Here is a 13,940-nt window from a genome sequence, read left to right on the forward strand (position 1 = left end):
TCAGTGGGAAATATACGCATCTTCCACTTGGGAAAGAGATGTTTTTTTCGATATGGAACCAAAGTTAGCTGCATTGCATAAATAAATATATTGAAATTTATTTTTATGGGAGTGGAATGAAATGAAAACTCCATGGATTAACTATGGGGAATTAGCCTACATTCAAGCTAATCAACAGAGCACGTATGAATATATCATTATTCCAAAATTGTACTATCCCCCACATCATCAAAATGAAGATGATGATGAATTAGTTCATCCCGAAGCTTGTACGGATCACCCTGAATGGGATGACACAAATGAAGTAGCTTATACGAGTGACAAAGTAGAGCATTGGAATGAGGCCCGAGTGTTGCCTGATGTAACGAAGGACAAAAATGAACAACTACAACAGAAGCGGAAAATAAATCCAATAGAAATCATCCAGCAAGCACGAATCCATAAATCAACACATCCTGAGGCATCGGAATTAGAACCTCAAAAGAAAGGTGAGCAAGAGGATGCCCATGTTGTAGCCCAAGCAGACAATAATAAGAGTTTGTTTGAACTAGTATCCATTATGAATATGTTATCCACCGAATCTATACGTCAACTAAATGTAATCTTGGAAAACTTACAATGCTTGCGAGTGGGTACGAATAAGTCGACAAGATTAATGGAACCCTTGCATTTACACCAATCCCCTTTTCCTTCACAATCAGAACAAATAGAAGAAGCTCTGATTGTGGATAAGGATGAAGAAGAACTATTTCATCCCGAAGCCTGCACGGTTCCGCTTGAATGGAATGATGAACATGAAGATGTTAATAGAAATGACAAATCCGATCATTCAATGGCGATTCAGGAATTTTCAACTGAAACTAAAGATAATATAGATTCCCATTCATCAGAAATTGAACAATCTCAACAAGAACAGAAAACAAATCTTAATGAAATTATACAACAGCAGGCTTTTCGCTTATTACCTTCTGAACCAATAAGCCATGTTGATGAATTAGGATCTCAAAAGAATGTGGAGATCAAAGAAATCCATGATGTTGATCGAGTAGTCAAAGAAAAGAAATTGCTTCAGTTAGTCACTGTCATGAAGGAGATCTCCCCCCAATCAATTCGGGAATTGATTGTAGCCTTAAGAAAAATACAAAGTCAACGAGCCAGTGCGGTTAAGTCTGTAATAAATAAGATAGGGGAGGACTCATTTCTTTCATCAGGCCAAAAACAAGAATCCCATCTAAATGTTCGTAAAAAGGATCATAATGAAAAAGGAACGACATTTACTAATCTTTCAATAGAAACTACCGAGGAGCCAAGAGAGGTTAATGGCGCGCCACCAACCAAGGAACGAATTGAAATTCAGGACAGAGGAGAGGTTTTTACAAAAACGATCATACGTCCTTTTTCAACCTTTGTGGAGATTGGCGATTTTCTTCATCCTCCGATATTTGGAGACATTATACAACAATCTGCAAAATTCTTTATGGATCATGATCGAATCCAACAGCCAGACATTTATTCAGAATTTCTTCATACAGAAACCAATTATCCTGATCCACTGGAATGCAAGTTAGTTCGATCCACAATGGATGAAATGATTAGCTTTACTAAGGATGATGAGCTACAACCTTTAAAAAACAACAGAATTTATAAAACAATCGCAAATACCATCCATACCCCTTCAAAAAAAAAGGAAGGGAAGCTAGCAAACTGCGAATACAATTGTATAGCGGTAAGAATCCCAGTAGTTGTAGGGGAATATGAAATTGAATTCGAAATGACAGATCAAGTGGGCTTTGAACAGGAAGTGTTGTCTTTAAAGGAAATTTTGAAACATGTAAGCTTGAATCGTTGCCAGTTTATCCCTACTAAATATACCAAGCCATTAAGCGATGGGACTTGTGCAGCTACAAAGGGAAAATTACAACTTGAAGGGGAGATTCAACAACAAATCACCTATTCTGCTCTCCCTTTACAATATAAAGACTCCCCACAACCGAAGAGCAGTCGACTCCATCAACAAATTGCTCTTAATTTAATCGTCCACCTTTTGCAAAACCAAAAGATCAGGACCACTTTATGTGCAATAAGCGAATCAAACAACACTTAAAAATAAATCATCTGACTATCTTACTTGCCTAGACAAAAATATTCTTCCAACATAAGGTATTACTGTAGAGTTGAAAAAACTCAAAACAAAAAGGAGTTGTTTTTTGATGAGTAATGAAAACCTTCCTTTGGACCCAGCTTGTCCAGTTGAAAGTACCCAACAAATTCCACTATTTGACGAGGCAGTTGATTCTGTATTTCCTCCTTCCAGACCCATTATTAAAGTCCCAGTAACAGTAGCTGAGCGCACACTCCAAATTGTTGTAGAATCTGAAATTCCACTTTCCCCTGCTGCAACAGAAATTAAACGAGTGACGAAAAACGTATTTTTAGAGCAAGTAAAACTTGTCCCTGTAAGATTTAGAAGAATTGCTAATACAGACTATTTTGAAGTAATTAGAGCCAAATTATTTGTCTCCGGGTTTATTCGTAAAAATATTGAGTATTCTTCTGCTGCTTGTCAAGGCACTTTACGTGACAGAATTGCTGATGTAGACTTTTCCGGATTTGCGGAATTGAGAGAAGATGACTTTATCACGACTCCGATCGTTGGTATTTCTGATAGTAGTAAAGCTCATTTCTTAAGTGATAAGAACGATCAAGTTCCACGCTTGGATAAATATTTCTTCCAAAATCTCGTAAAATACAATGAACAACCATATGGAGAATTGCTAGGAGCGAATTTCTATGAGCTAGATTTCTCACCAGAAAGAGTAGGGCCAGAAGAAGAATTTGACACATTACGTGAAAAGATCGTGATGGATCTATATGTAAAAGTATTACAAGTTCAACAACATCAAGTGAATTCACTTCGCGTAATTCCAAGATTTCCTGAAGGCACTCTCGGTCTTTAATTCAATCGTTCATATAAGTTTATGAAAAAAATCTTAGATGAACTTAATACACCCAACATATGAAAATGGATATGTTGGGTGTTTTCAATCAACCTTCACTTTTCATGATCATACAACCCGAGTGAAAAAACTTTTTAGATTATTCCTGTTTCCCTATAAATATTTAAAATCTATTAAAATATCGAACACCTTATACAAACCCAAACAAAAAAATTATTGAATCATAATATAGGAATGAGTGAATAACATTCCTCAAAAAAAATAAAAGGAGAGGTTATTATGGGAAATTGTAATCCAAAACCACCATTTGATCCAGCTTGTCCAGTTGAAAGTACCCAACAAATTCCACTATTTGACGAGGCAGTTGATTCTGTATTTCCTCCTTCCAGACCCATTATTAAAGTCCCAGTAACAGTAGCTGAGCGCACACTCCAAATTGTTGTAGAATCTGAAATTCCACTTTCCCCTGCTGCAACAGAAATTAAACGAGTGACGAAAAACGTATTTTTAGAGCAAGTAAAACTTGTCCCTGTAAGATTTAGAAGAATTGCAAATACAGACTATTTTGAAGTCATCAGAGCTAAATTATTTGTCTCCGGATTTATTCGTAAAAATATTGAGTATTCTTCTGCTGCTTGTCAAGGCACTTTGCGTGACAGAATTGCTGATGTAGAGTTTTCTGGTTTTGCAGAATTGACTGAAGGAGATTTTATCACGACTCCGATCGTGGGCATTTCTGATAGTAGTAAAGCCCATTTCTTAAGTGATAAGAATGATCAAGTTCCACGCTTAGATAAATATTTCTTCCAAAATCTTGTAAAATACAATGAACAACCATATGGCGAATTACTAGGGGCAAATTTCTATGAGCTTGATTTTTCACCAGAAAGAGTAGGGCCAGAAGAAGAATTTGACACATTACGTGAAAAGATTGTAATGGATCTATATGTAAAAGTATTACAAGTGCAACAACATCAAGTGCAATCACTTCGCGTCATTCCAAGATTTCCTGAAGGCACTCTTGGGGTAACCTCTAGCGATCCACAACCGGAACAACCTAAACCATGCAGTCCGTGTGACGACGATTGATAAATGATTCTAACATTAAAACCTAGCATCCAAGAGGATGCTGGGTTTTTAATGTTCTGATTTTTTACTGAAACAATGGTTTATTTTATCGATAAATACACTTGTCGTTGTCATATAAAACAATATGGAATTGTTCGTTTTGATCGATAGTCGCTATTAGTACATCCTCTAATTTTGTAGCGTATGTATGTTCAATTTCCTTGAGAACCCAGCTTTCATCTTTTCCTAGCTTTTGTAATTCGTCGTACATAATTTTTCGTTCTTTAATTATGATTTTAGGTAAATGAAACGGCTTTTTGGCAAATGAAAGATCAGTCGCGGTAAGGGGTAAATGTTTCGGATCTAAAAAGATTGAAATCTTTCCCCCAGGTTCCCAAATGGCAAGGGCAATCTTTTGGAGGTCTTCGATTTTTTCCCTGCGTATTTCCGATAAAAGAAGATCAATCGTAATTCTAGCCTTCATTAGATTCTCATACTTCACTTTCCCATTTTCAACTAGGGTGATAGGAGAGGGATCAAAGAACTTTCTTATAGCAACCCATCTTAAGCTTAACAACACGGCGAATACATACAAAACCACTAAAACAGTCGTCGTAATCATTGAACCTTTTAAACCCAACTTCTCATCTGATAAAGGATGGGCAATAATATTGCCAATGATTAAAGCCATCACAAAATCGAGAAAGCGTAATTGGGAGATCGAACGTTGCCCCATGATTTTCGTAATGATGATAAGAAAGAAAAAACCTACAATGGCTCTTAAAATCCACTGAATAGCGGTAAGTGAATCTTGACTTAAAAAGAAATCCATGAGGGTCACATCCTTATTGTCAATGGCGGATATCTTTTTTCTTCTTGTTCTATTATGTCCTTTTTATAAAAATCATATGTAAACAAATGAAATGTCACATCCCACTACTAGTCGAATATCATATATGTTGAAAGGGGACGTGGGGTAAAAATGACTGAAAACCATAATGAAATTGAAAATAGGGAGGATTTATTAAGAAATTTACATGAAAAATGCAGGAATTATCGGTATCACCATGTGATTATGACTACTCATGATGGACGCTCTTTCGATGGGATTATCGAATCTGTGGATCGGGATCATATGAAAGTGTTAGTTGGTGAGGATATCATGGAAAGAGAACATGATGAAATGGATGATCGGCAATTTTATGGATTCCCCCGTAGAAGGGGATTCAGACGCTATAGACGAAGAATATTCCCACTTGCAAGTCTTGCAGCCGTAGCTTTACTTCCATATTTTTTATCGTATCCATACTATCCATACCCATACTATCCTTATCCGCCATTTTACCCGTATTACTAAAAAAGGTTACCCATTTAGTTATATAGCATAAGTGCGATCCTACGAGGAGAGAGAGTAAGGAGGGAGAAACAAATGTATAATCAACCATATTTTTATAATCCGGAATACATGCTTTGTAGAAATTTACAAAGTGAAACATTGAATGCTGTCTATCCGTTTGTCAATTATGGATTACAGGAAGCGACCTATACTTCATTTTCACACGCATTAACCGAAGTAGCCGCCATCTCTTTTTTACTTGGTAAAGGATATGACCCACATACAGCCCATAAAATGGTGGAATCATGGGAAAAAAATGAAATGTTTTAGACATAATCATTCGTATGCCATCCAAACTTAGGATTATACGAAAACATTGCCATTATCATTCTTCCCAATCCAGCACATATTAGAAGATGAGAGGCAAATGCTTTTCAAACTTTTAAAGAGGAAGTGTGTGGCAGTGAATAATTGGATAAAGACATTTTTCAATATGGCTAGGAAACAAAATATGTTGAATATATTTGGTAGAAAAAGAAAGAATCGAGGAATTTTTTGGACTTCATTGTTAGGTCTTGGGATGAGTGCTGCTGCATTTGGATTAGGGAAGAATCGGAATCCAAATACAACACAGTCTCAGTCTATTCAAAACATCCTGAATAATTTTAAAAAGCAAAATGGCAGTCCAACATCGAATATGTCTACGTTAATGGAAGCTTCTCAAGAAATATTATCCGGTCAAACGACAAATAAGTAAAATAATGAAACGCATAATAAATGCCCGATTCTTTTGGGCATTTTTTTCGTTTACAACCGTTTGGGAAGGATAACAGACTTTCGTTAAGGATATAAACTGATGTACAATATAGAGGGATACCTATGTTGGGTTCATATTGAGTTGAAACAGGAAGCTTCTTACATATTTAGAAAGGTGAGACCATTGTGTTCCAAGATATTTCCATTGAAAATTTACTTATTTTAAAACAGCAACAGAAAATAAAATTAATTGATGTGCGCTCAGAATCTGAATTCGAAAACGCCACGATTCCGGGCAGTATGAATATCCCATTATTTAATGATGCTGAAAGGGCTGAAGTTGGAACGATCTATAAGCAAGTGAGTGTTCAGGCTGCGAAAGAACGAGGTCTTGAAATTGCTTCAGCAAAATTACCACAGTTTGTTCAACAATTTGCAGGATTAAGTGGTCAAAAGGCGGTTTTTTGCTGGCGTGGGGGAATGCGAAGTAAGACGACCGCTACTGTCCTCGATTTAATGGGAATCAACGTTTTCCGTTTGGAGGGGGGATATCGATCTTATCGAAATTGGGGCGTCAAAAAGCTTGATACATTACAATTAAAACCTGAAGCATATGTTTTAAATGGCTGCACAGGGACTGGGAAAACGACCATTCTTCGCCGTCTAAAAAAAGAAAAGGACTACTCGATTTTAGATTTAGAAAAATTGGCCAATCATCGGGGGTCTATTTTTGGACAAATTGGATTAGAACCTCATAATCAGAAAAAGTTCGATGCATTACTCATTGAAGAAATTGAAAAAATCCAAACCTCACCGTTCGTGTTATTTGAAGGGGAGAGTAAAAGAATTGGCAGGGTGACACTTCCAGATTTTATAATTAAAAAGAAAGATCAGGCAATTCAACTATTTATTGAAATACCAATGGAAGAAAGGGTTGTCCATATTTTAGATGATTACAAACCATGGAATTATCAAAAAGAGTGTATCGAAGCTTTTTCTAGAATTAAAAGACGGATCCATACACCCGTAGCCAATCAAATTGAAAAAGATTTAAAATCTGAAAATTACTCACATGCAGTAGCTCAATTACTTGAGTATTATTATGATCCTTTATATAAGCATACAGAAAAGCAGTACCCAGAAACACAAAAAATCTATATCAAAGCAAACGATACAGATGACGCTCTGAACCAAATTTGCAAATGGGTCAAAATGAAAACACACTAGATAACCATCCCAAATGTGGATGGTCTTTTTTTATTTACTAGACATAGATATCGGATAGGAATACTGAGTAGATATAACTGGGAAAATAGCAAAGAGAGAGAGAAAAAAAAAAAAGGAATCACTATGTGCAAATTTCACGTTTTATAAATAATCATTCTCGGACTAAATAATGCAGAACCATCATTTATCCTCTTATCCGTATATAATGGGGAACTTTTGACAGGAATCAGGCATGATCCCCGATTCCTTATTCCATTTTGGCGATTTCTTCTGTTATGATAAAGGCCAATTCATCGTTTCCGAATAAAGATAGGACACCTAATACTGTTTCATTTGAAATGGGTCCAGATTCTTCTTTCGTAACGGTTAAAGCCAAAGCCTCTTTCAAAGCAGGGTTTTCCATTTGGTTTGGGTAGGCTTTTTTGTATAATTGTAGTGGGTCTAAATGATGATTCATACACCATTGTGCAAAGACAAGAATCATCATTTTCTCGTCCTTTTGATAATTTTCAATGATTTTTTCCTCTAACTGTTTTGAATTCATGTCGAATCCTCCTCTGTTTGTTGATATCGACTATTATACAATTTTCTTTATGGATGGGAGTGATCTTATGAAAAGAATTTCCTCACAATCGTATTTTACAGTAAAAAGAAGGATCGAGTGGAATAAACAATATAGCGTTGAAGTACAGCATTCCCTAGACTTATTCGAAGATAAAATTGTTACTAGTTCTCAATCCTTTTTCTTAAAAGACGTATTCGACTTATCTTATAAACCTTTTTCAACAGGAACTGGTATTTTATATTTACATACGAATCAAGGAGTATTCCCTTTTCAAATTCAATCCAATCCGCAAGATTTTATCGAAGCATTTCGAGTATTAAAGTAATAATGAAAAAACAAACCATTTTAAAAGAAAAATCATCCCGATTGATCGACATGATTGAAGACCAATCGGGATTTTAATTAGGGTAGCCCCTTATCCGCCAGAATAATCTTTTAGGCTAATGGATTTTATCTAAACAAATTCACCTTATTTAAATGACGATGCGAATGATCCTGGTTTACCCGTTCTAAATAAATATTAGTAGTGGAAATATCTGAATGCCCTGCCCAGTCTTTAACAACGGCTAAGGGAACATCCTGTTCGAGTAACATCGTAACAAACGTATGCCGAAACCAGTGTGGGGAAATTTTCGATTGCTTTCCGGCCAAATGAACCGCTTGTTTCACTATTTTATAAAGACTAGGATAGGTTAATCTTTTTTTATCTTCATATGGCTTTTTCTTATTGTATAAAGCGAAGAAAAGAGGACTCACATCTTCCGGATTAATTTCAGTGGATTCTCCAAGACTTTTTCGATAATCAAATAGGCGGTCTTTTGTTTCATCTCTAATCGGAATTGTACGTGGCTTATTGCCTTTACCAATTACATCTGCATATAGATATCCTTGATAATTATAACGAAAACTTCCCCAGTTTAAGCTTAGTAGCTCACTTGCACGGAGTCCTGTCGTGTAGAGAAGATAACCAATCAAAATATTCCGCTTTTCTAATTGTTCACGATTTTGATGGGCTTTCACAATCTTCGGAAAGAAGGAGATCAAATATTCCGCATCTCTCTGATTCAGCTCCCTTACTTGAATACGAGTTTGCGCCGCTTCTGAACGAGTTTCTTCTATTATATAATGTCCTTTTTTTGCTGATGGTTTGGAAATCCAAGTAGAGAGGTGAACTTGATAAAATTGTGTTTCATATCCAAAGTCTAATAATCTTCGAAAGAACTCTAATTTTCTAATAGCCGATTTAGGGGCATATTTTTCTCGAATATATTTATTATAGGCTTTAACTTCTGGATAACCGATGTCCCGGAATGACAGCTTATGTTCTGATAAAAAGACTAGCAATGTTTTTGCATCTGATCGATAGGCTTTAATGGTGTGAGGGGAAAGTTTCTTTTCATGTGAAAATATTTTTTCTATAAAAAAGAATTCCAAAAATTCTTGCTCAGAGCAATCAGAAAGTGAAAGGTTTCGATGTTCATCGAGCAGATGTCTATGTTCTAATTGAGTTTGCAGTTTCGTTAAAAATTGCTCACTCGTCATTTGATGAAAAGGAATCAATTCATTCATACCATCGTCTCCTATAGATATATTAGTTAATCATAATAATATTATGTATAGTAAAGATAAGGCCTACTTATCTTTACTTCTAGTTTATCATAGAACATTTGCTCGATATAGAGGATTCTTGCAAAAATAATGTCCATTTTTCTATTGTCTGAGATTCGCTCTCAGACGAAATTAGTTTTAACTTCTAATAGGGTTCTACATCTAAATTCGCCACAGAAGCAAATAAAAAATGGCATCTTTTCCTCATTCCTAACCATTATGAGGAATGGTCAGGCATTTTTATTGTTCATATTCTCCAATATTCCCTAATCGTCTTTAGTTCATTATTTGTTTTATCAAAACACAAATTCCCGCTTTTAATTTGTGTTGGGATGAATAGGTTCTTGCATTTTTTAACAACATACATATGTTCCTTCTTTATTAAACATATGAAGAAAAAGGAACTTGGACTCAGCTAAATAAATGAACTATGAAATGAGATATTTCGGCAACCCTAACATTGTGCACGAAATGGGGTGGCACTACAGATGAAGATCATTAGGAGGATTGCAATGGGAATTTTAAGTGGAAATCCGAAAGATGAACCTATGCATTATGGTGAAGTATTTAGTACTTGGTCTTTCTTGATGACAGCAAAAGGTTTAATTGCGGGTTGTCAAACCCACCTAAATCATACGGGGGATGAAGATTTACGTAAATTACTTGAAGAAGCCATCCAAGGTGGACAACAAGAAATTAAACAAATTGAGACACTTCTAAAGGAGAATGGTGTCGGTTTACCTCCAACTCCTCCTGATCGACCTGAAGCATGTCTAGAAGATATTCCAACTGGGGCTCGTTTTCAAGATCCTGAAATAGCTGAGTCCCTTTCCATGAATATTGCAGCGGGATTAGTTGCCTGTAGCCAAATTATGGGGCAATCTATCCGCGAAGATATTGCAATGATGTTTGGACAATTCCATGTTCAAAAGGCAACTCTTGGTGCAAAAGTACTTCGACTTAATAAAGAAAAAGGCTGGTTAATACCGCCACCTCTGCATTATAGCAAAGCAAAGGATTGTTAAACCTGAGAACAAATTTTAAACATGAACAACGGCTGTCTCTTCCACTATGAGACAGCCTCCCACTTTGTTTTAAAAAGAAATCCGAAACTAAATTTGTTGTTAGACGAGTCTACAGCTTTTTTATAATGTTTATTTTCCAGTCTTAATATTTCCGAAATTCTATGTGTCTGCTGGAATATCCGTAAAAAATCACTAATTATAAAGACATTGGAGTGAATCTATTTTTGTTCACTGCACTTTTCTTTAAGAATTATCCATTCCCTTTTCAAGATACCCATTTCGTATAGGTTCCAAAATTCATTTTCATATCTACATACTTCCCTTAATAACCCTTCCTTTACAAACCCCGCCTTCTCATAACAACGAATAGCAGGCTCATTAAAGTCAAAAACCCCTAGGCTTACTCGATTAAGATCATATTTTTTAAAAGCTAACTCTAGAACACATTGGATCATCCTTAATCCGTATCCTTTCCCTCTTTCGGTATTATTAAATACTAGTACTTTACCAATTCGAGCAGTCCTGTTTTGAAAATCGATATCTTGCAGTGCGATGTGCCCAATAGAATAATTTAAATCATTTACTGCTTTAAATATAATTCTAGTATTGCTACTCAAGTAATTATCGAGCTGCTGGGTATTTAATGGATGTTTGAAGGCACGTCCTCCCCATTGAAGCAACATTTTTTTTGAGTCTATATTGGCGATTAATTCATTATAGTCATCTCTAGTAAAAGGTTGTAGTTTTATCATACAAATCCTCCTCGTATGGAATATTATAACAAATTATAAGGATAAGTGATAAAAGATGTGAATTATTAAATGCATTTTTAAAGGAAATAAAGAAGGGGAGTGGACAGTTTAAGAGGTATTCAATTCTGAAAAGGGTGATGATGATTACGGCCACTGAAATGTACCACACCTTCCAAGTTGTAAAATTCCCGAATACTAGCGTTTAAAAAAGTAGCCATCATCGGTCATACGGCAAAACGTTCGTAATCTAGGTAACCACGGTCATGTTCTTTAGCAGTTGTTATTACTGCTTTTTCGGGGTAGGAAGTTTCTTTTTCCATAAACACAAGACACAGATATAGCTTAAGGGGTCTAAATTAGCAGCAAAAGAACGAGTTTACGAGTGCTATACAGAGAGTAATCGAGACATAGAAAAAGCAGGGGAACTGCTTAAAATATTCACTGATGATCATATTCCTGCCAATACTCCCTTTTAGGATATTCAAGACCGTGCATTTACTATTCTGGAAGTTAGAAACTGTAATCCATAGCGAAACAGATTACTACAAATATAAAATATGATGAAACTGCCTTCCAATGGGAACAGATCGATCAGAAGGCACGACGATTTAAACGTTATTTAAGACCAATATTTTTGCAGGTTGATTTCGTAGCTCCTTCACCAAATGACCCATAAATTAAAGCAGTGAATTTTATGAACACTGCTTTTAATAAGATTAAAGCGTTAGGACAATATCACTCAGATGATTTGCCGAATGGTTTCATATCCGATGGTGTGAAGCGTTATATCTATGAACAAAAAACAATTTAATCCCCAGTTACATGGCAACATATTAACTTGTATGGAAGATACGAGTTTAATTATCAACAAGCGTCTGTTGACATGGATGCAATCATTCAAGAATTAGCACTATTAAACCTAATATCAGAAACAGAGTAAGCAATGTTTAAGGAGAATTTCCCTAATCTTTAAGTGAAGTTCTCCTTATTCCACCTTTTCGGGGGGATGGGTAAAAACACCCAAACTATCTTTTTGACTCAATTCTCTAACCTGATTACGTTAGGCTCTACGATAAAACATCCTGAAGATCGGAATCTGAATAAACCGCGATCAATACACGAGCACTTTCTTCACTGATATTTTTCACAAAGTGAGGGACACATGCATTCCAACTAAAAGAATCGCCTTCTTCTAAAATGATTGAATCCTCTCCCTGTTCAGCAAGAATTTTCCCTTCCAAAACGAGATGACATTCGACTCCTTCATGTACATTGGGCTCCCCCATGGAGGCACCAGGTGGAAATTCGACAATCATCATTCTTAATCCACTTATATTCGTAAGAATCTCTACTTTTAAGTTGTTATAAGATGAGTAGGTTCTTGCATTCCTCCTCACAACATGCATATGTTCCTTCTTTTCTAACAATAAATAAGGCAAAGGAACCCCTAAAAATCCACTAATCGTTTGCAACGTACTAATGGAAGGAGAAGTGTTATTGTTCTCAACGTTGCTAATGAATCCCTTTGACAGTCCTGTCGCTTCACACATTTGAGCAATGGTAAATCCTTTCTTTTTACGTACCTCACGAATTTTTCCACCAATATCCAGTCTGACCACCTCATATGTTTCTTAATAGATAACTTTATTATATATTAGAAATTTACTTATTGACAACCGACTTATTTTGTTGTTATTCTGTAAAAAACAAATATTCATTTAGCGAAACAATTGATGGGTTTGTCTCATTTATGGAACTTCATTGCAGTGGTTTCACAAGATGTTATTGAAGAGAAAGGGAAGGGAGGAAATACAATGTTACCGTCTTTTTTCATTTCACATGGTGCCCCTCTAATTGCGATTGAGAACAATGTGTATACACAATTTCTACATTCGCTAGGTCGCAAATTACCTAAACCAAAAGCCATTGTTCTATTTTCTGCTCATTGGATATCTCCTATCCAAAAAGTGAGTAATGTTGATCAATATGAAACGATCTATGATTTTGGGGGATTTCCAGAAAGTTTGTATCGCATTCAATACCCCGCTAAAGGTGATAAAAAAATCACTCAAGAAATGAAAGAATTATTCACGAAGGAAGAGATTCCGTTTGAAGAGGAGACCACACGTGGTTTAGACCATGGAGCTTGGATTATCTTACGATTACTATATCCAGATGCAGATATACCAGTTATTTCAATGTCCGTGAATCCAATGATTCCGCCTGATGAGCAATATAAAATTGGGAAAGCTTTGTTCAAGTTAAGAGAAAAGGATGTTTTAATTATCGGAAGTGGGGGAACGGTTCATAATTTAAGAGCCATAAAAATGATGGAAGATGACCATCACTCTATTGATTCATGGGCCATTGAATTTGACGAATGGTTAGAACTCCAATTAAAAAATTGGAATGTTGAATCATTGTTTAAGTATGCTTCTTTGGCCCCGAATGCAAGTTTAGCTGTGCCACCATATGGAAACGAACACTTTATCCCTATTTTTTATGCGATGGGAGCAGCAGATCAACAAAAAACCGCGAAATTATTACACCGCAGTTATCGTTATGGGAACCTTAGCCATAGTGTCTGGCAATTCGATTGAATGACATATGCATTTAGAAATGAAGTAGTTCAAATACGGAGGGAAA

Annotated in this window: 15 protein-coding genes and 1 pseudogene; 10 read left to right on the forward strand and 6 right to left on the reverse strand. The window is 35.8% G+C overall.

Going from position 1 to position 13,940, the window contains the following annotated elements; all coding sequences use genetic code 11:
• Positions 1-121 precede the first annotated feature (121 nt).
• The 3 genes from J2S13_RS01900 to J2S13_RS01910 all read left to right on the forward strand — a co-directional run bounded on the left by J2S13_RS01900 (position 122) and on the right by J2S13_RS01910 (position 4,046).
• A complete protein-coding gene (locus J2S13_RS01900) occupies positions 122-2,104 on the forward strand; it encodes a BC_2427 family protein (protein WP_307255994.1) in 1,983 nt (660 codons plus the stop codon).
• 106 nt (positions 2,105-2,210) lie between these two features.
• The gene (locus J2S13_RS01905) at positions 2,211-2,957 is read left to right on the forward strand and encodes a CsxC family protein (RefSeq protein ID WP_307255995.1); all 747 of its coding nucleotides are present in this window, start codon (positions 2,211-2,213) and stop codon (positions 2,955-2,957) included.
• A gap of 279 nt (positions 2,958-3,236) precedes the next feature.
• Positions 3,237-4,046, forward strand: coding sequence for a CsxC family protein (locus J2S13_RS01910; protein ID WP_307255996.1), 810 nt, complete (start codon positions 3,237-3,239; stop codon positions 4,044-4,046).
• An 85-nt stretch (positions 4,047-4,131) separates the two neighbouring features.
• On the opposite strand, the gene J2S13_RS01915 is transcribed toward J2S13_RS01910, so the two are convergent.
• Positions 4,132-4,857, reverse strand: coding sequence for a DUF421 domain-containing protein (locus J2S13_RS01915; protein WP_307255997.1), 726 nt, complete (start codon positions 4,855-4,857; stop codon positions 4,132-4,134).
• A 150-nt stretch (positions 4,858-5,007) separates the two neighbouring features.
• Between J2S13_RS01915 and J2S13_RS01920 the strand changes: the two genes are divergently transcribed.
• The 4 genes from J2S13_RS01920 (at position 5,008) to mnmH (ending at position 7,344) form a co-directional block, all read left to right on the forward strand.
• A complete protein-coding gene (locus J2S13_RS01920; protein ID WP_307255998.1) occupies positions 5,008-5,382 on the forward strand; it encodes a hypothetical protein in 375 nt (124 codons plus the stop codon).
• Between the two features lie 72 nt (positions 5,383-5,454).
• A complete protein-coding gene (locus J2S13_RS01925; RefSeq protein WP_307255999.1) occupies positions 5,455-5,691 on the forward strand; it encodes a hypothetical protein in 237 nt (78 codons plus the stop codon).
• A 127-nt stretch (positions 5,692-5,818) separates the two neighbouring features.
• A complete protein-coding gene (locus tag J2S13_RS01930) occupies positions 5,819-6,118 on the forward strand; it encodes a hypothetical protein (RefSeq protein WP_307256000.1) in 300 nt (99 codons plus the stop codon).
• A 185-nt stretch (positions 6,119-6,303) separates the two neighbouring features.
• Positions 6,304-7,344, forward strand: a complete 1,041-nt coding sequence (gene mnmH, locus J2S13_RS01935; RefSeq protein ID WP_307256001.1) for a tRNA 2-selenouridine(34) synthase MnmH — start codon at positions 6,304-6,306, stop codon at positions 7,342-7,344.
• A 247-nt stretch (positions 7,345-7,591) separates the two neighbouring features.
• On the opposite strand, the gene yxiS is transcribed toward mnmH, so the two are convergent.
• Positions 7,592-7,888, reverse strand: a complete 297-nt coding sequence (gene yxiS, locus J2S13_RS01940) for a protein YxiS (protein WP_307256002.1) — start codon at positions 7,886-7,888, stop codon at positions 7,592-7,594.
• A 67-nt stretch (positions 7,889-7,955) separates the two neighbouring features.
• Here yxiS and J2S13_RS01945 point away from each other — a divergent pair, with 67 nt between their 5' ends.
• A complete protein-coding gene (locus tag J2S13_RS01945) occupies positions 7,956-8,234 on the forward strand; it encodes a hypothetical protein (protein ID WP_307256003.1) in 279 nt (92 codons plus the stop codon).
• Between the two features lie 125 nt (positions 8,235-8,359).
• Here J2S13_RS01945 and J2S13_RS01950 read toward each other — a convergent pair whose 3' ends face one another.
• The gene (locus J2S13_RS01950; protein WP_307256004.1) at positions 8,360-9,478 is read right to left on the reverse strand and encodes a tyrosine-type recombinase/integrase; all 1,119 of its coding nucleotides are present in this window, start codon (positions 9,476-9,478) and stop codon (positions 8,360-8,362) included.
• Between the two features lie 551 nt (positions 9,479-10,029).
• Here J2S13_RS01950 and J2S13_RS01955 point away from each other — a divergent pair.
• Positions 10,030-10,542, forward strand: a complete 513-nt coding sequence (locus J2S13_RS01955) for a DUF3231 family protein (RefSeq protein ID WP_307256005.1) — start codon at positions 10,030-10,032, stop codon at positions 10,540-10,542.
• A 218-nt stretch (positions 10,543-10,760) separates the two neighbouring features.
• Here J2S13_RS01955 and J2S13_RS01960 read toward each other — a convergent pair whose 3' ends face one another.
• From J2S13_RS01960 to J2S13_RS01970, 3 genes and pseudogenes are all read right to left on the reverse strand, one after another.
• Positions 10,761-11,294 (reverse strand): GNAT family N-acetyltransferase, encoded by a 534-nt coding sequence (locus J2S13_RS01960; RefSeq protein ID WP_307256006.1) that lies wholly within the window; start codon positions 11,292-11,294, stop codon positions 10,761-10,763.
• 204 nt (positions 11,295-11,498) lie between these two features.
• Positions 11,499-11,641: pseudogene (locus tag J2S13_RS01965) on the reverse strand (IS4 family transposase); the annotation flags it as partial.
• A 720-nt stretch (positions 11,642-12,361) separates the two neighbouring features.
• A complete protein-coding gene (locus J2S13_RS01970) occupies positions 12,362-12,904 on the reverse strand; it encodes a helix-turn-helix domain-containing protein (RefSeq protein WP_307256081.1) in 543 nt (180 codons plus the stop codon).
• Positions 12,905-13,108: 204 nt separating this feature from the next.
• Here J2S13_RS01970 and J2S13_RS01975 point away from each other — a divergent pair, with 204 nt between their 5' ends.
• Positions 13,109-13,894, forward strand: coding sequence for a dioxygenase family protein (locus J2S13_RS01975; protein ID WP_307256007.1), 786 nt, complete (start codon positions 13,109-13,111; stop codon positions 13,892-13,894).
• The last annotated feature ends 46 nt before the right edge of the window (positions 13,895-13,940 follow it).

The sequence above is a fragment of the Oikeobacillus pervagus genome, from assembly GCF_030813365.1.
In the GTDB taxonomy this organism is placed as follows: Bacteria; Bacillota; Bacilli; order Bacillales; family DSM-23947; genus Oikeobacillus; species Oikeobacillus pervagus.